General features: G+C 43.7%; 23 protein-coding genes. 17 read left to right on the top strand and 6 right to left on the bottom strand.

The annotated features are described in order from the left end of the window. Complete coding sequence (gene ileS, locus JNG37_RS01970; RefSeq protein WP_158455497.1) at positions 1-2,793, top strand: isoleucine--tRNA ligase; 2,793 nt, start codon at positions 1-3, stop codon at positions 2,791-2,793. Between the two features lie 107 nt (positions 2,794-2,900). Here ileS and JNG37_RS01965 read toward each other — a convergent pair whose 3' ends face one another. Together JNG37_RS01965 and JNG37_RS01960 are read right to left on the bottom strand one after the other, a co-directional pair. Continuing rightward, positions 2,901-3,206, bottom strand: a complete 306-nt coding sequence (locus JNG37_RS01965; protein WP_158455495.1) for a DUF1827 family protein — start codon at positions 3,204-3,206, stop codon at positions 2,901-2,903. A 51-nt stretch (positions 3,207-3,257) separates the two neighbouring features. Continuing rightward, complete coding sequence (locus JNG37_RS01960) at positions 3,258-3,716, bottom strand: NUDIX hydrolase (protein WP_158455493.1); 459 nt, start codon at positions 3,714-3,716, stop codon at positions 3,258-3,260. 171 nt (positions 3,717-3,887) lie between these two features. Between JNG37_RS01960 and JNG37_RS01955 the strand changes: the two genes are divergently transcribed. Continuing rightward, positions 3,888-4,883, top strand: coding sequence for an MBL fold metallo-hydrolase (locus tag JNG37_RS01955; RefSeq protein WP_158455491.1), 996 nt, complete (start codon positions 3,888-3,890; stop codon positions 4,881-4,883). A 66-nt stretch (positions 4,884-4,949) separates the two neighbouring features. On the opposite strand, the gene JNG37_RS01950 is transcribed toward JNG37_RS01955, so the two are convergent. Next, positions 4,950-7,169 carry an ATP-dependent Clp protease ATP-binding subunit gene (locus tag JNG37_RS01950; RefSeq protein WP_158455489.1) on the bottom strand — a complete coding sequence of 740 codons (2,220 nt, stop codon included), beginning with the start codon at positions 7,167-7,169 and terminating at the stop codon, positions 4,950-4,952. Positions 7,170-7,513: 344 nt separating this feature from the next. On the opposite strand from JNG37_RS01950, the gene JNG37_RS01945 reads away from it, so the two are divergent. The 4 genes from JNG37_RS01945 to JNG37_RS01930 all read left to right on the top strand — a co-directional run bounded on the left by JNG37_RS01945 (position 7,514) and on the right by JNG37_RS01930 (position 10,243). Further along, entirely contained in the window at positions 7,514-7,744 is a 231-nt protein-coding gene (locus tag JNG37_RS01945; protein WP_158455487.1) for a DUF1797 family protein, read from the top strand. A 116-nt stretch (positions 7,745-7,860) separates the two neighbouring features. Further along, complete coding sequence (locus tag JNG37_RS01940; protein ID WP_158455485.1) at positions 7,861-8,550, top strand: amino acid ABC transporter permease; 690 nt, start codon at positions 7,861-7,863, stop codon at positions 8,548-8,550. Beyond that, a complete protein-coding gene (locus JNG37_RS01935) occupies positions 8,543-9,277 on the top strand; it encodes an amino acid ABC transporter ATP-binding protein (protein WP_158455483.1) in 735 nt (244 codons plus the stop codon). Before JNG37_RS01940 ends, JNG37_RS01935 begins: the two co-directional genes overlap by 8 nt. Positions 9,278-9,394: 117 nt before the next feature. Beyond that, positions 9,395-10,243, top strand: a complete 849-nt coding sequence (locus JNG37_RS01930) for a bifunctional methylenetetrahydrofolate dehydrogenase/methenyltetrahydrofolate cyclohydrolase (RefSeq protein WP_158455574.1) — start codon at positions 9,395-9,397, stop codon at positions 10,241-10,243. Between the two features lie 81 nt (positions 10,244-10,324). On the opposite strand, the gene ypfJ is transcribed toward JNG37_RS01930, so the two are convergent. After that, positions 10,325-11,233 carry a KPN_02809 family neutral zinc metallopeptidase gene (gene ypfJ / locus JNG37_RS01925; protein WP_158455481.1) on the bottom strand — a complete coding sequence of 303 codons (909 nt, stop codon included), beginning with the start codon at positions 11,231-11,233 and terminating at the stop codon, positions 10,325-10,327. A gap of 147 nt (positions 11,234-11,380) precedes the next feature. On the opposite strand from ypfJ, the gene xseA reads away from it, so the two are divergent. The 10 genes from xseA to JNG37_RS01875 all read left to right on the top strand — a co-directional run bounded on the left by xseA (position 11,381) and on the right by JNG37_RS01875 (position 19,354). Continuing rightward, the gene (gene xseA, locus JNG37_RS01920; protein ID WP_158455479.1) at positions 11,381-12,724 is read left to right on the top strand and encodes an exodeoxyribonuclease VII large subunit; all 1,344 of its coding nucleotides are present in this window, start codon (positions 11,381-11,383) and stop codon (positions 12,722-12,724) included. Next, positions 12,699-12,920 (top strand): exodeoxyribonuclease VII small subunit, encoded by a 222-nt coding sequence (locus JNG37_RS01915; RefSeq protein WP_158455477.1) that lies wholly within the window; start codon positions 12,699-12,701, stop codon positions 12,918-12,920. The genes xseA and JNG37_RS01915 overlap by 26 nt, the downstream gene beginning before the upstream one ends. Next, positions 12,913-13,785 (top strand): polyprenyl synthetase family protein, encoded by an 873-nt coding sequence (locus JNG37_RS01910; protein ID WP_158455475.1) that lies wholly within the window; start codon positions 12,913-12,915, stop codon positions 13,783-13,785. Before JNG37_RS01915 ends, JNG37_RS01910 begins: the two co-directional genes overlap by 8 nt. Next, positions 13,778-14,599, top strand: coding sequence for a TlyA family RNA methyltransferase (locus JNG37_RS01905; protein ID WP_158455473.1), 822 nt, complete (start codon positions 13,778-13,780; stop codon positions 14,597-14,599). The genes JNG37_RS01910 and JNG37_RS01905 overlap by 8 nt, the downstream gene beginning before the upstream one ends. Then, positions 14,592-15,017 carry an arginine repressor gene (locus JNG37_RS01900; protein WP_158455471.1) on the top strand — a complete coding sequence of 142 codons (426 nt, stop codon included), beginning with the start codon at positions 14,592-14,594 and terminating at the stop codon, positions 15,015-15,017. The genes JNG37_RS01905 and JNG37_RS01900 overlap by 8 nt, the downstream gene beginning before the upstream one ends. A 1-nt stretch (position 15,018) precedes the next feature. Continuing rightward, a complete protein-coding gene (recN, locus tag JNG37_RS01895; protein WP_158455469.1) occupies positions 15,019-16,680 on the top strand; it encodes a DNA repair protein RecN in 1,662 nt (553 codons plus the stop codon). A 104-nt stretch (positions 16,681-16,784) separates the two neighbouring features. Next, positions 16,785-17,618 carry a DegV family protein gene (locus tag JNG37_RS01890; protein WP_158455467.1) on the top strand — a complete coding sequence of 278 codons (834 nt, stop codon included), beginning with the start codon at positions 16,785-16,787 and terminating at the stop codon, positions 17,616-17,618. A 70-nt stretch (positions 17,619-17,688) separates the two neighbouring features. Continuing rightward, positions 17,689-18,423, top strand: a complete 735-nt coding sequence (locus JNG37_RS01885) for an SGNH/GDSL hydrolase family protein (protein ID WP_238336217.1) — start codon at positions 17,689-17,691, stop codon at positions 18,421-18,423. Then, positions 18,395-18,988, top strand: a complete 594-nt coding sequence (locus JNG37_RS01880; RefSeq protein ID WP_158455463.1) for a YpmS family protein — start codon at positions 18,395-18,397, stop codon at positions 18,986-18,988. The genes JNG37_RS01885 and JNG37_RS01880 overlap by 29 nt, the downstream gene beginning before the upstream one ends. Before the next feature lie 90 nt (positions 18,989-19,078). After that, on the top strand, positions 19,079-19,354 hold the full coding sequence (locus JNG37_RS01875) for an HU family DNA-binding protein (protein WP_093650803.1): 276 nt from the start codon (positions 19,079-19,081) through the stop codon (positions 19,352-19,354). A gap of 263 nt (positions 19,355-19,617) precedes the next feature. Here JNG37_RS01875 and JNG37_RS01870 read toward each other — a convergent pair whose 3' ends face one another. Beyond that, entirely contained in the window at positions 19,618-19,785 is a 168-nt protein-coding gene (locus JNG37_RS01870; RefSeq protein WP_105128986.1) for a YjzC family protein, read from the bottom strand. A gap of 459 nt (positions 19,786-20,244) precedes the next feature. On the opposite strand from JNG37_RS01870, the gene JNG37_RS01865 reads away from it, so the two are divergent. Continuing rightward, positions 20,245-20,709, top strand: coding sequence for a GNAT family N-acetyltransferase (locus tag JNG37_RS01865; protein WP_158455461.1), 465 nt, complete (start codon positions 20,245-20,247; stop codon positions 20,707-20,709). A 9-nt stretch (positions 20,710-20,718) separates the two neighbouring features. Here the strand turns inward: JNG37_RS01865 and JNG37_RS01860 are convergent, their stop codons facing one another. Continuing rightward, positions 20,719-21,990: a hydroxymethylglutaryl-CoA reductase, degradative gene (locus JNG37_RS01860; RefSeq protein ID WP_158455459.1), complete on the bottom strand. Its 1,272-nt coding sequence runs from the start codon at positions 21,988-21,990 to the stop codon at positions 20,719-20,721. Positions 21,991-21,997: the final 7 nt, after the last annotated feature.

Raw genomic sequence — 21,997 nt, 5'->3', positions numbered from 1 at the left:
ATGAAATTAAAAGAAACCCTTAATCTAGGTCAAACTGCCTTCCCAATGCGTGCAGGCTTACCAACACGTGAGCCAGAATGGCAAAAGGCTTGGGATGAAGCAAACTTGTATGCTCGTCGCCAAGAACTCAATGAAGGCAAACCTGCCTTCCACCTCCACGATGGCCCTCCATACGCTAACGGAAATATCCACGTTGGACACGCTTTGAACAAGATTTCTAAAGATATTATCGTTCGCTCTAAGTCAATGTCTGGCTTCCGTGCGCCATTTGTACCGGGTTGGGATACGCATGGTCTTCCTATTGAGCAAGTCTTGGCAAAACAAGGTGTTAAGCGCAAGGAAATGGACTTGGTAGAATACCTTGAAATGTGCCGTGACTACGCTCTTAGTCAAGTTGACAAGCAACGTGATGATTTCAAACGCTTGGGTGTTTCTGCAGACTGGGAAAATCCATACATCACCTTGACGAAAGATTATGAAGCTGCTCAAATCCGTGTCTTCGGTGCTATGGCAGACAAGGGCTATATTTACCGTGGTGCCAAGCCTGTCTACTGGTCATGGTCATCTGAATCTGCCCTTGCAGAAGCTGAAATCGAATACCACGATATTGACTCAACATCTCTTTACTATGCCAACAAGGTCAAAGATGGCAAGGGGCTCTTGGATACAGACAGCTACATCGTTGTCTGGACAACGACTCCATTTACAGTAACGGCTTCTCGCGGTTTGACCATGGGAGCAGACATTGACTATGTCTTGGTTCAACCAGTTGGTTCTGACCGTAAGTATGTCTTGGCAGAAGCCTTGGTTGATAGCTTGGCAGCCAAATTCGGTTGGGAATCTTTCGAAGTGATTTCAAAACACAAGGGTGCTGAGTTTGAATACATTGTGACCGAACACCCATGGGATAGAGAAGTTGATGAATTGGTTATCTTAGGTGACCATGTCACAACGGACTCGGGTACTGGTATCGTCCATACGGCTCCAGGTTTTGGTGAGGATGACTATAATGTCGGTGTCAAATATGACTTGGAGGTTGCGGTAACTGTCAACGAACGTGGCTTGATGAATGAAGCTGCGGGTCCTGATTTTGAAGGGCAATTCTATGATAAGGTTGTACCAACGGTTAAGGAAAAATTAGGCGACTTGCTCCTTGCTAGTGAAGTGATCAATCACTCATACCCATTTGACTGGAGAACCAAGAAGCCGATCATCTGGCGTGCAGTACCGCAATGGTTTGCCTCTGTCTCTAAATTCCGTCAGGAAATCTTGGAACAAATCGAAGCAACGACCTTTATTCCTGCTTGGGGGAAAACACGTCTTTACAATATGATCCGTGACCGTGGTGACTGGGTCATCTCTCGTCAGCGTGCTTGGGGTGTGCCTCTTCCAATCTTCTATGCAGAAGATGGTACAGCGATTATGACCAAGGAAGTGACAGACCACGTTGCTGCCCTTTTTGAAGAACATGGTTCTATCATCTGGTGGAAATCAGAAGCAAAAGATCTTTTGCCAGCTGGTTTCACTCATCCAGGTTCACCAAATGGCGAATTTACCAAAGAAACAGACATCATGGACGTATGGTTTGACTCTGGTTCATCTTGGAATGGTGTTATGAACGCACGTGAAAACCTAGCCTACCCAGCAGACCTCTACCTAGAAGGTTCTGACCAATACCGTGGTTGGTTTAACTCATCCTTGATTACCTCTGTAGCCGTAAATGGTCATGCACCATACAAGGCTGTCTTGTCACAAGGTTTTGTCCTAGATGGTAAAGGAATGAAGATGTCTAAATCCCTAGGAAATACCATTCTTCCAAGTGATGTTGAGAAACAATTTGGTGCAGAAATCTTGCGTCTATGGGTGACATCCGTTGATACTTCAAACGACGTACGTGTGTCTATGGATATTCTGGGACAGGTTTCTGAAACCTACCGTAAAATCCGTAATACCCTTCGCTTCTTGATTGCCAACACTTCTGATTTCAATCCTGCAAGTGATGCACTGGCTTACCAAGAGCTTCGTTCTGTTGACCAGTACCTCTTGGTGAAATTTAACAAACTGGTAGCTCAAATCCGCGAAGCATATGACAACTATGACTTCATGGCTATCTACAAGTCTGTGGTTAACTTTGTCACACTTGACCTGTCAGCCTTCTACCTCGATTTTGCCAAAGATGTTGTCTACATTGATGGTGCTAAATCACTTTCTCGTCGTCAGATGCAGACCGTTTTCTATGACATCTTGGTAAAAATTACTAAGCTCTTGACTCCGATCTTGCCACACACAGCAGAAGAAATCTGGTCATACTTGGAACACGAAGCAGAAGAATTTGTACAATTGGCGGAAATGCCAGAGGTGGAAACCTTTGCCAATGAAGCGCAGCTTTTGGCTGATTGGGAAAACTTTATGAACTTCCGTACTCAGGCACAAAAAGCCTTGGAAGAAGCGCGTAATGCAAAGGTCATCGGTAAGTCACTTGAAGCTCATTTGACTGCCTATGTCTCAGCTGAAACCAAGTCCTTCTTGGAGAGCTTGAATGCAGACCTTGCTCAGTTGCTCATCGTTTCAAACCTTACAGTAACCACGGAAGCAGCTCCTGAAAGTGCACTTATGGTGGATGAAGTTGCCTTTGCAGTAGAACGTGCAGCAGGTGAAGTATGTGACCGTTGCCGCCGTATTGATACTAGCGTTGTAGAACGCAGTTATGGAGCAACAATCTGTGACCACTGTGCAAGCGTAGTGGAAGAGAACTTCCCAGAAGCAGTAGCTCAAGGTTTTGAAGCCAAGTAAAGGTGTGGAATCTCCGCTCTACGACATGTAAAAAAATATCCTAACTTCTTAATGAGGTTAGGATTTTTCTGTATGAAAAAAGGAAGCTTAGCTTCCTTTTTAGTTGTTTATTCAGTGACAATAGGGATAGACATTTCAATCAATCTATCGGTGTGAATCGTACGGATAGCCGCCTTGTTGATGGTCCGTTCGTCAATTTTGCGATGGAGGAAGAAATCACGAATCTTCTCAATCTCAGATTGTTGGACAGCACGGTATTTGTTGCTAATCAGCAATTCATAGTGGCGGGGTGCCTGTGTAAAAATCACATCCGTATTTCCAGCTGAATAGGTTTCAACTAGGAAGGCATCGGTATTGGCGAGTTGACTTTGTACCAGTTGGGCGTGACTATTGGTCGTATTGATAATTTTCATGCATGACCTCCTATCCTTTTGCTTTATTATAGCATTCTTGATGTGAATTTTCTAGTCTTTCTTTGCGGCTTGACCGATTTTCCATTGTTCGATTCCCCATTTATGACTGCCGCGTTTGAGCAGTTGGATGGCTTCTTCCACTGGAAACCAAGCAAGATGATTGAAATCTTCTAAGGGCTTGCCGACTTCTTGGTAATCCAAGACTTGGTAGATATAGGCTGGATTGTAGTAGTAGGTATCGCGGTGACTAGAGTAAAAATATTCGTCAGCTTGGCCGTAATACTGGCCGATTGTTGCGGTGAAGCCAAGCTCTTCTATCAGTTCTCTTTCCAATGCGGTCAGGTGATTTTCCCCCTCTTCAATCTCGCCGCCAGGCAAAAACCAGGCGCCATTTGGGGCTTGGACCAGGATAATATGCGTCTTTTCAGGATTAGAAATGACAGCGTACACTCCATATCGGTTGGTATAGGTTACATTTTCTTCTTTGACTCCGAATGTTGCGTGGTCCATCTCTGTTTCCTCCATCTGTCACAATTTTCTAAATTTTTCCTACTTTGTTCTGTCATTATACCATGTTTTTATGAATTTTCCTTATGGAAAGCATTAGGGATTGTAAGTTTTTTCGCCTGGAAACCTATGTTATACTAGAAATATGAAAGACCTGTCAAGGAGGAATCAAGCATGAGAGAAGTTTACCCTGGCATCTATACCTTTCCTATTTGTTTGCCCAATAGTCCCTTGCGGGAAATCCACTCCTATATTATCCGAGGGGAAGAGCGGAGCTTGGTTATTGACACAGGCTACAACCATCCTGAATCCTTGGCGGATATGGAAGCTGGCTTAGCTGTCCTCGGTATTTCAATCCAATCGGTGGATTTAGTGATTACTCATCTTCATGCGGATCATTCTGGTTTAGCGACTTATTTTTATGATCGTGGGGCAAGAATTTTTGCTGGGAAGGTGGATGGTGATCTCTTTAATGCTATGGCAAGTGGAGAGTACTGGAACATGTTGGAAAGTTTTAAAACTCTTTATGGCATTTCGGACCAGGAGATGGCAATTGAAGACAATCCAGGCTATCGTTTCTGCTTGGATCGAGCGGTTCCATTTCAGGTTCTAGAGATTGGTAGCCATTTCCAATTTGGAAACTTTGATTTTGAAATTTTGGATTTAATTGGACATACTCCGGGTCATATTGGTTTGTATGATAGGGACAAACAAATTTTATTTAGTGCTGATACGGTTTTGGATCCAATTACGCCCAATATTACCTTCTGGGGCTGGGAGTACCCAAATATCCTGAAGACCTATATGGAGACTCTAGGTCGCTTACGTAAGATGCCGAAGATTACCTTATTCCCTGGTCACCGTAAGGTCATTGATGACCATGTCAGTCGCATTGACCAGTTAATTGACCATCATTTTGAACGGATGCAGGAGATATTGGATGCGATTGGAATTGATGAAAAAGTGACTGTACGGGATGTGTCGGCTCGTATCAAATGGCGCATTAAGGCAGATTCTTGGGACCAATTTCCGAAACCACAGAAATGGTTTGCTAGTGGGGAAACTATGGCCCACTTAGATTACCTGGTTGAATCTGGTCATTTGTCCATGACCCTGAACAAGGGAGTTCTCTATTTCAAAAAATTGCAAACCTGTATCTCAAAAGGATAACCTCTTACAAAAATAGCACCCAGCAAGATGCAGGGTGCTATTTTTAGGCTTATTCAGTGGGTTGATTTACTTTTTCTGATTGGCTTTGATGATGATGTCGCCTTTAGGATTCATGATGGCACGCAAGTCTTTTTCTTGCGGATGCTCCAGATAGAAATCCGTAATGGCATCCTCAATCTGATCTTGAATGGTTCTGCGGAGTGGACGAGCTCCCATTTTTGGATCGTAACCCAAGTCAACCAGTTTTTCCTTGACCTTTTCAGTAACATGGAGATTGATACCATTGTTAGAAAGGCGCTTGTTAACATCTTCTAACATGAGACTGACAATTTCGAGAAGGTTTTCCTTGCTGAGTGGCTGAAATTCGATGATACCGTCAAAACGGTTCATAAATTCTGGACTAAAGAAGTTACCGAGTTGGTTCAGAACAGAGTGGGTTCTGCCTTCCATTGCTGCACCGAATCCGACGCTGGCTTCCACTTTTCCAGTACCAGCATTTGATGTCATGATAATGATAGTATCCTTAAAGCTGACAGTTCGACCTTGTCCATCTGTCAAGCGACCATCGTCTAGAACCTGAAGGAACATATGCATAACATCAGGGTGGGCTTTTTCAACCTCATCGAGCAAGATGAGGGAGTAAGGATTACGGCGTACTTTTTCAGTTAGTTGACCGGCTTCTTCATAGCCCACATATCCTGGAGGAGCACCAACTAGCTTGGCTACAGCATGTTTCTCCATATATTCAGACATATCGAAGCGGATCATGCTGTCTGCTGAACCAAAGAGTTCAATGGCTAATTGTTTGGACAGTTCGGTTTTTCCGACACCTGTTGGTCCGACAAAGAGGAAGGAGCCGATTGGACGATTCGGCGCTCCTAGGCCAACACGGTTGCGGCGAATGGCCTTGGAAATCTTATCCACTGCGTCATCTTGCCCAATGACGTGGGCTTTGAGGTCGCTGGCTAGGTTGATGAGTTGAGATTGCTCTTTTTCTTTGAGGTCACCAACGGGGATATTGGTTTTTTGCTCGACAATGGCTTCGATTTCTTTTTCAGTAATGAGTGGTGTGTCTTCTTCGCTCAAGGTTGCCTTTTGCATTTCCTTGTATTTGGCGATTTGGTCACGGTAGTAGGCTGCTTTTTCGTAATCTTCGTCGCGGGTAGCTTGTGCTTTACGATTTTCAGCTTCAATCAAGCGTTGATCAATTTCTTTGGGATCTACAAAGTTGAGGGTCAAGTTCATCTTAGAGCCTGCCTCATCCAAAAGGTCAATGGCTTTATCTGGTAAGAAGCGATCCTGAATGTAACGGTTAGAGAGAACTGCAGCGGCCTCGATTGCTGCATCCGTATATTTGACATGATGGTAGTCTTGGTACTTGCTCTGAATACCCTTGAGAATGGTAATAGTTTCCTCCACACTCGGCTCATCAACCTTTACTGGCTGCATCCGGCGTTCCAAGGCTGCATCTTTTTCGATAATACGGTACTCATTTAGCGTAGTTGCTCCAACCAGCTGCATTTCTCCACGTGCTAGGGCCGGTTTGAGGATATTGCCTGCATCCATATTGCCATCGCCTGCTGAACCTGCACCAACTATCTCATGGATTTCGTCAATAAAGAGGATAATCTCGCGACGGTTCCGAATTTCTTCCATGAGTTTTTGCATGCGTTCTTCAAACTGACCTCGGATACCAGTTCCTTGAACAAGGCTAACAACATCTAGGCGGATGACTTCCTTACCTTGCAATTTTTGTGGTACATCGCCATCTACAATTTTTTGGGCCAGGCCTTCAACGACAGCGGTTTTACCAACTCCTGGCTCGCCAATGAGAACTGGGTTGTTCTTAGTACGGCGGTTGAGAATTTCAATCACTCGTCGGATTTCTTGATCGCGACCAATGACAGGATCAATATCGCCACGACGGGCAATTTCTGTGACATTGATACCAAATTCTTCTAATAAACCGTTTGGCTTTTGTGGTGGCTGCTGATGACCACCATTGCCATTGCTGCCTCCACCTGACTGTGTAGGTGGTGTTTGGTTTCGTGCCTTTCCTGCTGGTGTATGACCTGGATAGCCACCTAGATGATTGAAAAATTCGCTGAAGGGATCCATATTGTTGGGATTGGCTAAATCACCGAGCCCTTTCAAAATGGCATTATTAGGATCAGTTTTCATGATTTGATAGCAGTTGTGGCAGAGGTCAACCTGTTGTTGTTTTCCGTTTAGGTTGGTATAGAGATGGATGGTTGCGTCATTGATTTTACAGTTATGGCAAAGCATATCGTTCCCTCTTTTCTATTTTCTGACCAAAAACTATTAGTCAATAAAGGTCAAATATAAGTCAATTATATCAAGTTTCCATTAAAATGCAAGAATCTGCTATCTTCCTTTCTCGTTTTCAGTAGTTTCGTTTTGGGAACAAAATCTGTCCCATTTTTGAAGGGATGTGATTGCATAAAGATGAATTTGTGAGTATTTATAGATGAAACCCCTTTCTTCTTGTATTTTACCACGAAATCAACCAATAGAAAAGGAAGGAAAATAGGGGATTATCCAGCTAAAATACTTACAAATTATCAAAAGTGTGGTAAAATATACCTATACTAAGAATTAGGAGACATTTTATGGAATCACATTTGGTGAGAATCATTAGCCGTTTGCAGGCTATGGCCAGTGATGGCGGAACCTTGAAACGCAACTTTGAACGTGAGGGTGTCGTTGTGGCAGAGGTTGCTTATAGTAATGATGAAGTCAATGGTGCAGTCTTTACATTGAGAGACGTTGCTGCAAGAGAAACCTATACTTTTGACAGCATTGATTTGATTGCAATGGAAATTTACGAGCTTCTTTACTAGAAGAGACGAAGAAGGCGCTGACGAAGCGCTTTTTCTTCTGAATATTTTTTCCTTATATTTGAATTTTTATGCACATCGTGGTATAATTATGAAAATCGTTGATTAGGAGTATGTAAATGGATTTTTCTTTTCTTTCAAAATATATAGGCTATTTTAATTACGGAGCTTTGGTAACCATTATTATCGCCTTCTTTGTTGTCTTTTTCGGAAGTATTTTAGGTCTTCTTTTGGCTTTGGCTCAACGCAGTAAGTGGAAGGTCTTGGTTTGGTTTGCAAATCTGTATGTATGGATTTTCCGTGGAACACCCATGTTAGTGCAGATTATGATTGCTTTTTCGATGATGCACCTGTCTGCACCAACTTTTCAATTGGGTGTGTTGTCAGTGGATTTGACACGATTGATTCCAGGAATTGTCATTCTTTCGATGAACTCTGGCGCCTATGTATCAGAGACTATCCGTGCAGGAATCAATGCTGTTCCAAAAGGTCAGCTAGAGGCAGCCTTCTCGCTAGGGATTCGTCCGGTTCAGGCTATGCGCTATGTCATTATGCCCCAGGCTATTAAAAACATCCTGCCTGCTTTGGGAAATGAATTTGTGACCATTGTCAAGGACAGTTCATTGTTGGCAACCATTGGTGTGATTGAGTTGTGGAATGGTGCAGGTTCTGTTGCAACCATGACTTATCTGACTAGAGAGCCGTACTTTGTAGCAGCCGCTTATTATTTGATGATGACCAGTATTTTGACGTTTGCCATCACGCGCTTTGAGAAGAAATTAAACAAGGGAGGTCAGAGCCATGACTAATGCCATTATCTCAATCAGAAATTTGCATAAGTATTTCGGAAAAAATGAAGTCTTAAAAGGCATTGACTTGGATATCCAACAAGGCCAGGTGGTTGTCATTATCGGACCTTCTGGATCAGGAAAATCAACCTTCTTGCGGACCATGAATCTCTTGGAAGTTCCGACCAAGGGAACGGTGACTTTTGAAGGGGTTGATATTACAGATAAATCAAATGATATTTTCAAGATGCGTGAAAAGATGGGGATGGTTTTCCAACAGTTTAATCTTTTCCCAAATATGACAGTCTTGGAAAATATTACCCTGTCTCCAATTAAGACAAAAGGCATTGCAAAGGCAGAAGCTGAAGCTAAGGCTAAGGAATTGCTTGAAAAGGTTGGGCTGCCAGATAAGGCGCAAGCCTATCCACAAAGTCTTTCAGGTGGTCAGCAGCAGCGGATTGCCATTGCACGTGGTTTGGCTATGGATCCAGATGTCTTGCTCTTTGATGAGCCGACCTCTGCCCTTGACCCTGAGATGGTCGGTGAGGTCCTTGCGGTTATGCAGGACCTGGCTAAGTCTGGGATGACCATGGTCATCGTGACCCATGAGATGGGATTTGCGCGTGAGGTGGCTGACCGTGTTATCTTCATGGATGGAGGTGTCATTGTTGAAGATGGCACGCCAGAAGAAGTTTTCGAACACACCAAAGAAGAACGGACCAAGGATTTCTTATCTAAAGTCTTGTAAGATTAACTCCGACATTGTTCGGAGTTTTTTATATTTTTTGGTGATTTTGGGAAGTAAGTGAGTCAGAAGGTTGAAAAATAAGGTATAATGAAGAAAAAAGTGAGGAGAATTCAAGAGATGGTCGTGATTGATGGAAAGGCTTTGGCAGTAAAAATGCAGGCTGCCTTGGCAGAAAAAACAGCTCAATTAAAAGAGGAAAAAGGCTTGGTGCCAGGTCTTGTTGTTATTTTGGTGGGTGAAGACCCTGCTAGTCAGGTCTATGTTCGCAACAAAGAGCGTTCAGCCCTTGCAGCAGGATTTAAGAGCGAGGTGGTGAGAGTACCGGATACTATTTCAGAAGCTGAATTGTTGGAATTAATCGAAGGCTACAATCAATCTGATGAATGGCATGGTATTTTGGTACAGTTACCTCTACCCGCCCACATCAGCGAAGAAAAAGTTTTGTTGGCTATTGATCCAGACAAGGATGTGGACGGTTTTCATCCGACCAATATGGGGAAATTCTGGTCTGGCCATCCGGTCATGATTCCCTCTACTCCAGCAGGGATTATGGAGATGTTCAAGGAATACCAGATTGACCTAGAAGGCAAGTCAGCCCTTGTCATCGGTCGTTCCAATATTGTGGGAAAACCCATGGCCCAGCTTCTGCTGGATGCTAATGCGACGGTAACCATTGCCCATTCTCGGACACAAAATCTGCCAGAATTGGCTCGTCAAGCGGATATTCTTGTCGTTGCCATTGGCCGTGGACATTTTGTGACCAAGGATTTCATCAAGCCAGGTGCAGTCGTGATTGATGTGGGCATGAACCGGGATGAAAATGGCAAACTGATTGGGGATGTCAAGTATGATGAAGTGGCAGATCTAGCCAGCCACATCACCCCAGTTCCAGGAGGAGTTGGGCCTATGACCATTACTATGCTTATGGAGCAAACTTATGAAGCCTGTGTCAGAAGTGGGAAATAGAAAAAATAGATGAGGTTGGCAAGAGCTGACCTCGTTTTTTATATAAGAAAATCCCCAGTCTTTTGACTAGGGATTGCATTTTTAAGGATTGGCAACAGAGAATGTATCCCCGTGCGCTAAGTCACCGTGGGTATAACCGAGGTCAAACCATTTTTTACGTTGGGCAGAGGTCCCATGTGTGAAACTATCAGGAACGGTACGGCCATAGGCTTCTTGTTGGAGGGTATCATCACCAACAGCATGAGCTGCATTCATTGCCTCTTCTATGTCTCCAACCTCCAGGAGACCTTGACCTTCCACGTATTTGGCCCATGCTCCAGCATAGTAGTCCGCTTGTAGCTCCAAACGAACGTTGAGGGCATTACCTTCTTTATCAGATAACTGGGCGCGTTTTTGATGATAGGCACCAAGGATTCCCAATTCGTTTTGAACATGGTGTCCAACTTCGTGAGCAATAACGTATGCCATAGCAAAGTCGCCTGCGGCATTGTAGCGGTTGGACAATTCTTGATAAAAGGTCGTATCAATATAGATTTTTTGATCTGCAGAACAGTAGAAGGGACCTGCTTGAGAAGAACCGATTCCGCATCCAGTTTGGGTCTGATCGGAGTAGAAGACCAGAGTTGGAGCGTCATATGTATAGCCATTGTTGGCAAATTCTTGTGTCCAAAAGTCTTCTGTTGAGCCTAGGACCTTACTCATGAAAATGGCATCTTGGTCGGAGATATTGGTGCCAGAGGTCGTTACCTGACTGGACTGGTATTGGTTATAGGAGGTCGATCCTGGCAAGAGATTTCCCAAGCCAGACATTCCGCCAAAAAGTAGAAAGACCAGAATCAAGACCAATTTGCCCTTCCATCCCAGTCTTGAAAAGAGGAGGCTAAAGAGAAGGTTGCTACCGCCACTTGCCTGTCGATAGTTTATACCAGAACTGGATTGCTCTCGGCGATCTTCTATGTTTTTACTTTGTCTCAGATCATCTAATTTCATATTTTTCTCCTTGAAGTTCTTGATAATATTATATAGTAAATTGGAAAAATTTACAGTAATTTTAATCAGAAAAAGCCGTTTTTTCAAAGAGGAAATTAGAGGGAATTTTTGATATAATAGTAGGGATACAGTAGAGAAGGAGTGGGCATGGTTGAATATCTGTCGGTTAGCCATCTAACCAAGTATTTAAAATTAAAGTTTGATCGAGATCCCTATTTGGAACGTGTTTACCTGACTGGTCAAGTGTCCAACTTCCGTAAGCGACCAAGTCATCAGTATTTTTCCTTGAAAGACGATAAGGCTGTCATTCAAGCGACCATGTGGGCAGGGGTCTATAAACAGCTAGGATTTGAACTGGAAGAGGGGATGAAGATCAATGCCGTCGGCCGTGTTCAGCTCTATGAACCAAGCGGGTCCTATTCCATCGTCATTGAAAAAGCAGAGCCGGATGGGATTGGTGCCTTGGCAATCAAGTTTGAGCAGTTGAAGAAAGCTTTGGCAGACGAAGGACTGTTTAAACCAGAATTCAAGCAAGTCTTGCCACGTTTTACGAAAAAAATCGGCGTGATTACTAGTCCAAGCGGAGCGGTTATTCAGGATATTATTACAACCGTTAGCCGCCGCTTTCCTGGAGTGGAAATTGTCCTCTATCCGACAAAGGTTCAAGGAGATGGGGCGGCTAAGGAAGTAGCGACCAATATTCAACGTGCCAACCAGCGTGAAGATTTAGATGTTCTCATCGTCGGTCGTGGTGGCGGGTCCATCGAAGACCTCTGGGCTTTTAATGAAGAGCGAGTGGTGCGAGCGATTTTTGAATCTCGCATTCCTATCATTTCCAGCGTGGGGCATGAAACGGATACGACCTTGGCTGATTTTGTAGCAGATAGGCGGGCGGCAACACCAACTGCAGCAGCAGAACTGGCTACCCCAGTCACCAAGGCTGATTTGTTGGGTTATTTGAACCAGCAGGAAACCCGATCTTTTCAGGCCATGACCAATCGGTTGAAATACTTGCGTGGACAGGTTGAAAAAATTAGCCAATCCGTCCTCTTTCGTCAACCCGAGCGCCTCTATGATGGCTATGTACAAAAATTAGATAGACTGACTCATCAACTTCAAGTACGAATGAGAGAAGTCTATGGGCAACAAAAACAGGCTAGTCTTTTACTTGATCAGCGCCTGCAGGGCATCCAGCTTGAACGAAGACTGGAAGGATTAATTGAAAAAGTTGGTCAGCAACAACGCCTACTGAAGAGCAATATGGCAAATATCTATGATAATAAGGTAGCAAAAGCAGATAAACTTATGGAAGCCTTGACCATGCTGGATACCAGTCGCATTGTAGCCCGTGGTTATGCTCTAGTGGAAAAAGAAGGACGAGTGGCAGATAGTGTCACAGCAATTGAAGAGAATGATCGGTTGACAGTTCGCATGCGAGACGGTCAGCTACAAGTGGAGGTAAATCATGTCCAAAAAGACGAAAACATTTGAAGAAAACTTAGCTGAATTAGAAGGAATCGTGACCAAGTTGGAACAGGGCGATGTGGCCTTGGAAGAGGCACTTGCCGAGTTTCAAAAAGGAATGATTCTGTCTAAAGACCTGCAAAAGACACTGGCGGAAGCTGAAAAGACCTTGGTCAAGGTCATGCAGGCTGATGGTAGTGAAGCGGAGATGAATAATGGTTGATGTGAAACGGATTGATCAGGAAATTCGCGATTTTTATTACAAGCGTGGAACCATTGTTTCAGAAGAATTGATTGATGCGATTTTGTATTCGATTGATGGTGGTGGAAAAAGGATTCGACCGGTCTTATTGCTTCAAATCGTGGAAGGATTTGGGGTTGAACTGCAGCAAGCCCACTACCAAGTGGCCGCTGCCTTAGAGATGATTCACACGGGAAGCCTGATTCATGATGATTTGCCAGCTATGGATAATGATGATTATCGTAGAGGTCGACTGACTAACCATAAGAAATTTGACGAAGCGACAGCTATTTTAGCAGGCGATAGCCTCTTTTTAGACGCTTTTGGTCTCTTGTCTCTGGCTGATTTGCCAAATCAAGTTTTACTTGAATTGGTACAGCTTATGTCATTAGCATCTGGAACCTTTGGGATGGTCGGCGGTCAAATGCTGGACATGCTAGGTGAAGGAAAAGAGATGGAAATTTTTGACCTAATTAAAATTCATGAAAATAAGACAGGTCGTCTTTTGACCTATCCATTTCATGCAGCAGGGATTATTGCGCAACAGCCTAGTTCTGTTGTCGGTTCCTTGTGGCAAGCTGGGATGTTGATTGGTCATGCCTTTCAGGTTCGAGATGACATTTTAGATGTGACGGCAGATTTTGATGAATTGGGCAAAACGCCTCAGAAAGATTTGGCGGCTGAAAAAGCAACTTATCCAAGTTTGTTAGGATTGGAGGAGTCCAAATTCATTGTTCAGGATTCATTGAATAAGGCTGTGGCTATTTTTAAGGAATTAGAAGAACACAATGGCTTTAAGGGGCAAGAAGTGTATCAATTGATAGAAAGTTTACGAATCAATGGCTAAGGAAAGAGTAGATGTATTAGCTTATAAACAGGGGCTTTTCGAGACGCGGGAGCAGGCTAAGCGTGGAGTTATGGCTGGCTTAGTTGTATCCGTCATCAATGGCGAACGCTATGATAAACCTGGCGAGAAAATTGACGAGGGAATTGAACTCAAGCTCAAGGGCGAAAAACTCAAGTATGTCAGTCGAGGTGGTCTCAAATTAGAGAAAGCCATGGAGTTTTTCGAATTATCAGTTGAAGGGCAGACAACGATTGATATTGGAGCTTCGACAGGTGGATTTACGGATGTTATGTTGCAGGCAGGTGCCAAGCAGGTCTATGCAGTGGATGTCGGTACCAATCAGCTGGCGTGGAAATTGCGTCAGGATGAGCGGGTTATCAGCATGGAGCAGTATAATTTCCGCTATGCTGAGTTAGCTGATTTTGAAGCAGGGCAACCGACCTTTGCCTCTATTGATGTCAGCTTCATCTCCCTGAACTTGATTTTGCCAGCTCTGCATGGCATTTTGGCAGACAAGGGCCAGGTGGTTGCCTTGGTTAAACCACAATTTGAAGCCGGACGGGAACAGATTGGGAAAAATGGCATTGTCAAGGACAAGGCTGTCCATCTCAAAGTTTTAGAGCAAGTAACTGCAATGGCTATTGCAACAGGTTTTTCTGTCAAGGGTTTGACCTTTTCTCCAGTCCAAGGCGGGCATGGTAATATTGAATTTTTAGCCCTGCTTGAAAAATCAGAATCAGCCCAGTTTGAGACCACAATCAACCTTTCTCAGTTGGTTCAATTGGCACATGAGGAATTTCAGAAGGATGAATAAAAAAGAACGTTTAGAATTAATACAGGACCTGGTAGTCCGCTATCCAATCGATACCCAAGATGAGATTGTAGAGCGCCTGAAAGACTTTGGGGTTCAGGCAACACAGGCGACTGTTTCGCGTGATATTAAAGAATTGGGGATTATCAAGGTTCCAACGGCCGATAACACCTACATTTACGGTTTGCCAAAGCCCAAGCAAAAATCACCAGAAACCAAGTCAATCCTACACTTGAGAAGCATGGACAAGATGATCCATATTGACCTGGTTCCAGGTTCCGCCTTGGTGATTAAGCGCCAAATTTTGGAGCAGTTTGGGGACCAAGTCTTCAGCGTCATCGCTGATGATGATAGCATTTTGCTGATTGTGAAAGATGAAGATTATCTTCCGCAAATCCAGCAGACAATAAGGATGTGGTAGGATGTTACTAGATATTTCGATCAAGAACTTTGCCATTATTGAAGAAGTCTCCTTGACCTTTGACAAAGGTATGACCGTCTTAACAGGGGAGACAGGCGCCGGAAAATCGATCATCATCGACGCCATGAACCTGATGCTGGGAGCACGCGCGACGACAGATGTTATCCGCCACGGCTGTCCCAAAGCTGAGATTGAGGGTCTTTTTTCCTTGGAACAAAGCAGAGCCCTGGAGCAAGTATTGGAAGAGCAGGGGATTGAGGTGACCGATGAGCTGATTATCCGTCGGGAAATCCTACAAAATGGGCGATCTGTCAGCCGAATCAACGGTCAATTGGTTAATTTGTCTGTCCTCAAACAAGTCGGCCAATTCTTAGTAGATATTCATGGCCAACATGATCAAGAAGAATTGATGAAGGCCCAGCACCATATCCGTTTATTGGATAGTTTTGGCGACCAAGCTTTTTGGGAATTGAAAACAGCTTACCAAGAGGCCTTTGAGTCCTATCGTACCATGCGCAAGCTAGTGCTTGAAAAACAGCGCAATGAATTAGAGCATAAGGCCCGCATCGAGATGCTGGAGTACCAGATTGCTGAGATTGAGGCGGCAGAACTCAAGGCGGGTGAAGATCGCCAGCTCCATCAAGAACGTGACCGTCTTTTGAATCATAAGCAGATTGCAGATACATTGACCAACGCCTTTGTTCTACTGGACAATGAAGATTTTTCCAGCCTATCCAATCTTCGATCTGCCATGAATGATTTACAAAGTTTGGAAGAATTTGATCCAGACTATAAAGAACTGTCCACAAATTTGACAGAGTCCTACTATGTCGTTGAAGAAGTGACTAAGCGTTTGGGAGACATCATCGACGATCTGGATTTTGATGGCAATCGTTTACTGCAACTGGAACAACGTTTGGATGTGATTCACTCCATGACCAAGAAATATGGAGGCGACCTGGCCCATGTCTTGGACTATTTGGACAAGATTACAGAAGAATACAATCTCTTAACTGGTCGAAATCAAGGGGAGCAAGATTTTGAAGGCCAATTAAAACATTTAGAAAAACAATTGGTTTCCTTGGCAGATCAGTTGCTAGTAGCTAGACAAGGCTTAGCTAAGGAATTGGAAGCAGATATTGCACAAGAGTTGAAAGACCTGTATATGGAAAAAGCTCGCTTTCAAGTGCAATTTTTCAAGGGTAAGTTTAACCGAGAAGGTAACCAAACAGTAGAATTCTACATCGCAACCAACCCTGGTGAAGACTTGAAACCCTTGGTAAAAGTAGCTTCTGGAGGAGAATTATCCCGCCTGATGTTGGCTATTAAATCCGCCTTGGCTCGTAAGGAAGGCAAGACCGCAATTGTGTTCGACGAAGTTGACACGGGGGTATCAGGTCGAGTTGCTCAGGCCATCGCTCAAAAGATTTACAAGATTGGGCAATTTGGCCAAGTTTTGGCGATTTCCCACCTGCCTCAGGTAATCGCTATAGCGGATCACCAGTTCTTTATTGAAAAGGTTTCAGATCAAGAAAAGACAATTTCACGGGTCCGCTTGTTGGAAATGGAAGAGCGCATCGAAGAAATTGCGAAAATGCTTGCCGGCGACACTGTATCTGCTGCAGCACGCGCACAAGCCAGAGAATTAGTCGAAAAAGGGTAGGGACTCTATCCTTTTTCTTTTAGGTTATTATTATAAAATTTCCAAAAATTGGCCCAAATTTGATATAATAGTGGTATTCATTGAAAAGAAAAGTAGGAAGTTGTATGTCACGAGTTAAAATTGTAACGGATTCAAGCACGACAATGGAAGAAAGTCTGTTGGCAGAATTGGACATCACCCGTGTTCCTTTATCAGTTATGGTGGATGGAGTGGTGTATTCCGATGCGGATTTGTCAGAAGGCCAGTTTCTTCAATTGATGCGTCAAAGCAAGCATTTACCAAAAACCAGTCAACCTCCTGTTGGCTTGTTTGCAGAGACTTTTTCAGACTTAGCGAAGGATGGCAGTCAAATCATCGCTATCCATCTTTCTCACGCCCTTTCTGGAACTGTTGAAGCCGCTCGCCAAGGGGCTAGTCTTTCAGGTGCAGATGTAACGGTTATAGATTCAGGCTTTACAGACCAGGCAGCCAAATTCCAGGTAGTAGCAGCCGCAAAAATGGCACAGGCTGGAGCGAGCAAGGAAGAAATCTTGGCTAAGCTAGAAGAAATCAAAGAAAAAACCCAATTGTTTATTGGGGTTTCAACCTTGGAAAACCTAGTCAAGGGGGGGCGTATCGGTCGAGTTACTGGTTTACTCAGCTCCCTGCTCAATATCCGTGTCATTATGGAGATGACCGACCATCAATTGAATCCAGTTGTCAAAGGTCGCGGAGCCAAAACCTTCAAGAAATGGCTGGATGAATTTAGCCAGAGCCTGTCCCAAAAGTCAGTTGCTGAGATTGGTGTTTCCTATTCAGGATCACCTCAATTCGCCCAGGAAATAAAGGAAAAACTGGCAGATAAAGTTTCTAGTCCGGTTTCGGTCTTGGAAACAGGTTCCATCATTCAAACTCACACAGGCGAGGATGCCTGGGCTATTTTAGTGCGCTATGAATAGCCGGAAAATAATCGAAAACCTAGTAGTCTTTTTCCTTAGTCTTCTAGGTTTTCTGCTATTATTGAACTTAATGATTCCGAACCAGGCTCCGCTTTTGTCCAAGGGGCAGGAAAAACTGGCGCCGCCCAGTTTGAACTACCTGGCTTTGGGGGATTCGCTGACCGAAGGAGTGGGGGATGAAACTGGACAGGGGGGCTTTGTGCCGCTCTTAGCCCAAGAATTGGTTAATCGCTATGGCTATGAGGTCACCAGCTACAATCAAGGTGTTTCAGGCAATACAAGCTCGCAAATCTTGAAACGAATGGAAGAAGCGGATCTGGCCAAACAATTGGCAGCAGCGGACTTACTAACCCTGACTGTCGGTGGCAATGACCTGCGGAAGCTCTTAGTTGGGCACTTAACGGATTTGAGTGATCAGGTTGTAGCAAAAGGGATTCGGGACTATCAGAAACGCTTGCTGCAGTTGATTGAGACAGCACGTCAAGACAATCCCGACTTACCCATTTATGTTTTAGGGCTCTATAACCCCTTTTTGGTTAATTTCCCAGATTTGGACCAATTGGACCAGTTGATTCGGGAGTGGAATCAAGCCACTCAGGAGACCCTATCTAGCCTGAAAGCTGTTTACTATGTAGATATTTATCAAGATATGGTCGAGATTGACCAGGACCAGACCGAAGAGTTGAGTCTAGAAGACCTTTTGACCTCTGAAGATTACTTCCACCCTAGTCATACAGGTTATGAGGTCATAAAAAAAGTGATGATGGAGGAAATTGATGCAAGCAAAGAGCAATGGCAAGATTAATCTTTGGAAATGGGCCTGTTTACTCTTATTAGCCTTTCAACTGGCCTTTGCATTGGTCATTTGGAAGCGAGTAACAACTGTACGTGAAGAAATTGCTAGCCAGACAATTTCTAGCCAAACTGGTGAAAAGGTTGGGCAATTTAGCACCTCGAAAGAAGAACTCAATCAACTGATGAATAGCTATTTGGAAGAATACCAAACAGAGGATTTTTCTTATCAAGTCTATCTCAATTCTCAATTTCTCCTTTTTGAAGGTAGCTACCAATTCCTTGGCTCTAGCATTCCACTGTCCATTTATTTTATCCCTTCCAAACTTGAAAACGGTGATATCTTATTAAAAGTTTCGGAAATTTCAGCAGGCACGCTTCCGCTTCCAACAAAGGAAATTCTGACCTACATTGATAAGAATTACAAGCTACCAACCTTTATTCAGATTGATAAGGATCAGAGTCAACTCGTTATCGCATTGAATCAGTTGGAAAATGATTTAGGGCTATTTGCCCGAGTAAATACCATTGATTTATATAATGATCAAATCCTACTAGATCTCTATCGAAAAAGCTAGAAATGGCATTAAAAACTTGACCAAATCGAGATTTTTAGGTACTATATTAAGGTGAGTAATAACTCAGAAAATTATTGGAGGACTTAGCAAATGGCTAATAAACAAGATTTGATTGCAAAAGTTGCAGAAGCAACTTCATTGACTAAAAAAGACTCAGCAGCAGCAGTTGATGCAGTATTTGCAGCAGTAGCTGACTACCTTGCAGCTGGTGAAAAAGTACAATTGATCGGTTTCGGTAACTTTGAAGTTCGCGAACGCGCAGCTCGTAAAGGTCGTAACCCACAATCTGGTGAAGAAATCACAATCGCAGCATCAAAAGTTCCAGCATTCAAAGCTGGTAAAGCCCTCAAAGACGCTGTTAAATAATAAAAAGGTCCAGTGGACCTTTTTATCTTTTGCTTGAAAACAGGAGAGCAAAAACAGTCTGGGGATAGACTGTTTTATCCCTCGCCTAGAAATAAAAGAGCGAGGCATAACGTGAATAAGCCTATTGTATCAACGTTTCTACGTTGTGCAATAGGCTTTTTTCTGTGTTTTTTGGCTCCCAGAGTCTGCGGAGTGAAATAGAGCAAAAGCATTTTGCACGAAAGAGTCAAGAAAAGCGTATCAAAATTTGACACGCTCTGTAGCTATTGTTTGACCCAGTTTCGACCAGGTTCTTGAGTAGGTGGTAAACGATCACCTTTGTCGATGTGTACCACACGTCCGCCAGAAACTTGTCCACCACGAGGACCAACTTCTTGATAAGTCCCAGCAGGTTGATTGTCAGTTCCTGGTTTGATTAGGTTTTTACTCATATCGTATCTCCTTTCTTAATATTTGACATACAGGAGAAAATCACTTGATTTGGTAGTTAAAGTTGGATTTATTTTCCTGATTGTCATAGGTATATTATAACACAGTTCACAATATATAGTGTTACAAAAATATTTCTATACTATATCTAGTTGTTTTCGTATTCAAGAAGAAAAATAAAGATAAACTAATTTATAAATTTTGATGATTGAGTACAATTAATATTGTGACTCAATAGATGGAATAAAATATTATGCAAAATCCTCTAAAAAGTATTGATTTTTTTGTTGTATCAGGAATTATTCGTACAACAAAAAAACCAGCCTTGGTGGGCTGATTTTTAAGGAGATTTATGAAAAATTTTAGGATACACTTACAGTATAACCGAATTTTCAGAATATTCATCGGTCTTTAGACCTATTTTGAAAAAAATGCTATACTATCAACTAGGAGGAAGGAACATGATTCGTTTAGCTAGGCAAGCTGATATTCCAGTATTAACCAATCTCTTGCAAGATATTTTACAGGTCCATCATCAAGCACGGCCGGATATTTTTAGAAGCTCAGGGCAAAAATTTTCTGAGGATGACTTAAAGGCGCTTTTGGACAATCCAGCTAAGCCAATTTTTGTTTATGAAGTAGAAGGGAAAGTAGTGGGCCACCTATTTTGTGAGCTTAGGACTGCGACAGGTGATGTTTTGGAACCAGTCAAAACCCTGTTCATAGATGATTTGTGTGTGGCTAGTGCTGCACGTGGTCAAAAAATCGGTGAGCAACTCTATGACTTTGCCCTTTCCTATGCCAAGGAGCAAGGTTGTCACAACCTAACATTGGACGTATGGGCAGACAATTCGGGAGCTGTTCGATTTTATGAACGCTTGGGTATGAAGCCGCAAAAGTTCCGCATGGAGCAAATAATTGACTAAAAAAAGAGGCTATCCCTCTTTTTTATGTTGTCTCAAAGTTGCCAATAATTTCTGTGCAGTTTCTAGGTTGCTGTGTTTTTCTTTGCGCAGGAGTTGGGCCAGTTGATCCACTTCTTGTTCCTCAGCACCAGCAAGAAGGGCTAGGGACTTGGCATGGAGTTTCATATGACCTGCCTGAATACCAGAAGTGACCAAGGCTCGGAGGGCTGCAAAGTTTTGACAAAGCCCTACTGAAGCGATGATGGAGGCCAGTTGGCGGGCCTTTGGCTGGTTGAGCAGGTCAAAAGCAACTGCCACCTTGGGATTTAGGCCAATGGAACCACCGACCGAAGCAATCGGAAGGGGCAGAGTGATGGAGCCGACCAAGTGATCGCCATCAATGGACCAAGTAGAGAGTCCCTTGTACTGTCCATCACGGCTGGCATAAGCATGAGCACCGGCCTCCACCGCCCGCCAGTCATTTCCAGTCGCAATCACCACGGCATCGATACCGTTAAAAATTCCCTTGTTATGAGTGGCAGCCCGATAAGGATCTAGCTGGGCCAGCTTGCTAGCTAGGGCAATTTTTTGAGCCGTTTCTTGGGCAATGGCAGAGCTAGTAGCCAGACTGGATATGGCAAGACGACACTGGGCAGTGACCAGAGATTCGGTTGCATAGTTGGACAGAATTCCCATCAAGGCTTGTCCCTGACTGAGTTCTTCCAAATCATCCTTAATGGCTTCAAGCATGTTATTAAGAATATTCGCACCCATGGCTTCTTGGACATCCACCTGAAGATAGACAATCAAAAACTCATCCTTACTTTCCACAGTCAGGTCACGAGCGCCCCCTCCGCGTTTCACAATAGATGGATGGGCTTGATTGGCAGCTTCTAAAATAGTAGCTTTCTGGTCGAGAATAGCCTGACTTGCTCGGCAATGGTCAGGAACATCAAAGAGTGCCACCTGTCCAATCATGATACGGTTGTGAATGATGGTGGTAAAACCGCCAGACCGAGCGATGATTTTGGCGCCGAAAGAAGCAGCGGCAACCACAGAAGGTTCTTCTGTCACCATAGGAACAGAGAAAACCTGGTTATCGACAAGTAATTCAGGCAGAACCGAGAAGGGCAGGGCAAAGGTTCCCAGATGGTTCTCCGCCATCTTGCCTGCAATGGATTCAGGAAGATTGGTGTCATGATGAAGAATGTCCAAGCTCGTTTCTGACAGAGGTTTGTTTTGGAGGAGGATGTCAATGCGCTCTTGGCGTGATTTTTTATAGAATCCTGAGAAGTGTGCCATGGTTTCC

Source organism: Streptococcus suis (assembly GCF_016775005.1).
Classification (GTDB): domain Bacteria; phylum Bacillota; class Bacilli; order Lactobacillales; family Streptococcaceae; genus Streptococcus; species Streptococcus suivaginalis.
The sequence above is the reverse complement of the archived record's forward strand: the minus strand, read 5'-3'. Positions and strand labels throughout refer to the sequence as shown.

What these genes read in the sequence shown, in the direction of transcription:
- JNG37_RS01905 (WP_158455473.1), top strand. Translation starts at nt 13,778, where the DNA reads ATGGCTAAGGAAAGAGTAGATGTATTAGCTTATAAACAGGGGCTTTTC.
- ypfJ (WP_158455481.1), bottom strand. Translation starts at nt 11,233, where the DNA reads ATGAAATTAGATGATCTGAGACAAAGTAAAAACATAGAAGATCGCCGA.
- JNG37_RS01885 (WP_238336217.1), top strand. Translation starts at nt 17,689, where the DNA reads ATGATTCCGAACCAGGCTCCGCTTTTGTCCAAGGGGCAGGAAAAACTG.
- JNG37_RS01900 (WP_158455471.1), top strand. Translation starts at nt 14,592, where the DNA reads ATGAATAAAAAAGAACGTTTAGAATTAATACAGGACCTGGTAGTCCGC.
- JNG37_RS01955 (WP_158455491.1), top strand. Translation starts at nt 3,888, where the DNA reads ATGAGAGAAGTTTACCCTGGCATCTATACCTTTCCTATTTGTTTGCCC.
- JNG37_RS01875 (WP_093650803.1), top strand. Translation starts at nt 19,079, where the DNA reads ATGGCTAATAAACAAGATTTGATTGCAAAAGTTGCAGAAGCAACTTCA.
- JNG37_RS01935 (WP_158455483.1), top strand. Translation starts at nt 8,543, where the DNA reads ATGACTAATGCCATTATCTCAATCAGAAATTTGCATAAGTATTTCGGA.
- JNG37_RS01960 (WP_158455493.1), bottom strand. Translation starts at nt 3,716, where the DNA reads ATGGACCACGCAACATTCGGAGTCAAAGAAGAAAATGTAACCTATACC.
- JNG37_RS01860 (WP_158455459.1), bottom strand. Translation starts at nt 21,990, where the DNA reads ATGGCACACTTCTCAGGATTCTATAAAAAATCACGCCAAGAGCGCATT.
- JNG37_RS01890 (WP_158455467.1), top strand. Translation starts at nt 16,785, where the DNA reads ATGTCACGAGTTAAAATTGTAACGGATTCAAGCACGACAATGGAAGAA.
- JNG37_RS01870 (WP_105128986.1), bottom strand. Translation starts at nt 19,785, where the DNA reads ATGAGTAAAAACCTAATCAAACCAGGAACTGACAATCAACCTGCTGGG.
- JNG37_RS01865 (WP_158455461.1), top strand. Translation starts at nt 20,245, where the DNA reads ATGATTCGTTTAGCTAGGCAAGCTGATATTCCAGTATTAACCAATCTC.
- JNG37_RS01910 (WP_158455475.1), top strand. Translation starts at nt 12,913, where the DNA reads ATGGTTGATGTGAAACGGATTGATCAGGAAATTCGCGATTTTTATTAC.
- JNG37_RS01945 (WP_158455487.1), top strand. Translation starts at nt 7,514, where the DNA reads ATGGAATCACATTTGGTGAGAATCATTAGCCGTTTGCAGGCTATGGCC.
- JNG37_RS01915 (WP_158455477.1), top strand. Translation starts at nt 12,699, where the DNA reads ATGTCCAAAAAGACGAAAACATTTGAAGAAAACTTAGCTGAATTAGAA.
- JNG37_RS01930 (WP_158455574.1), top strand. Translation starts at nt 9,395, where the DNA reads ATGGTCGTGATTGATGGAAAGGCTTTGGCAGTAAAAATGCAGGCTGCC.
- JNG37_RS01940 (WP_158455485.1), top strand. Translation starts at nt 7,861, where the DNA reads ATGGATTTTTCTTTTCTTTCAAAATATATAGGCTATTTTAATTACGGA.
- recN (WP_158455469.1), top strand. Translation starts at nt 15,019, where the DNA reads ATGTTACTAGATATTTCGATCAAGAACTTTGCCATTATTGAAGAAGTC.
- JNG37_RS01965 (WP_158455495.1), bottom strand. Translation starts at nt 3,206, where the DNA reads ATGAAAATTATCAATACGACCAATAGTCACGCCCAACTGGTACAAAGT.
- xseA (WP_158455479.1), top strand. Translation starts at nt 11,381, where the DNA reads ATGGTTGAATATCTGTCGGTTAGCCATCTAACCAAGTATTTAAAATTA.
- JNG37_RS01880 (WP_158455463.1), top strand. Translation starts at nt 18,395, where the DNA reads ATGCAAGCAAAGAGCAATGGCAAGATTAATCTTTGGAAATGGGCCTGT.
- ileS (WP_158455497.1), top strand. Translation starts at nt 1, where the DNA reads ATGAAATTAAAAGAAACCCTTAATCTAGGTCAAACTGCCTTCCCAATG.
- JNG37_RS01950 (WP_158455489.1), bottom strand. Translation starts at nt 7,169, where the DNA reads ATGCTTTGCCATAACTGTAAAATCAATGACGCAACCATCCATCTCTAT.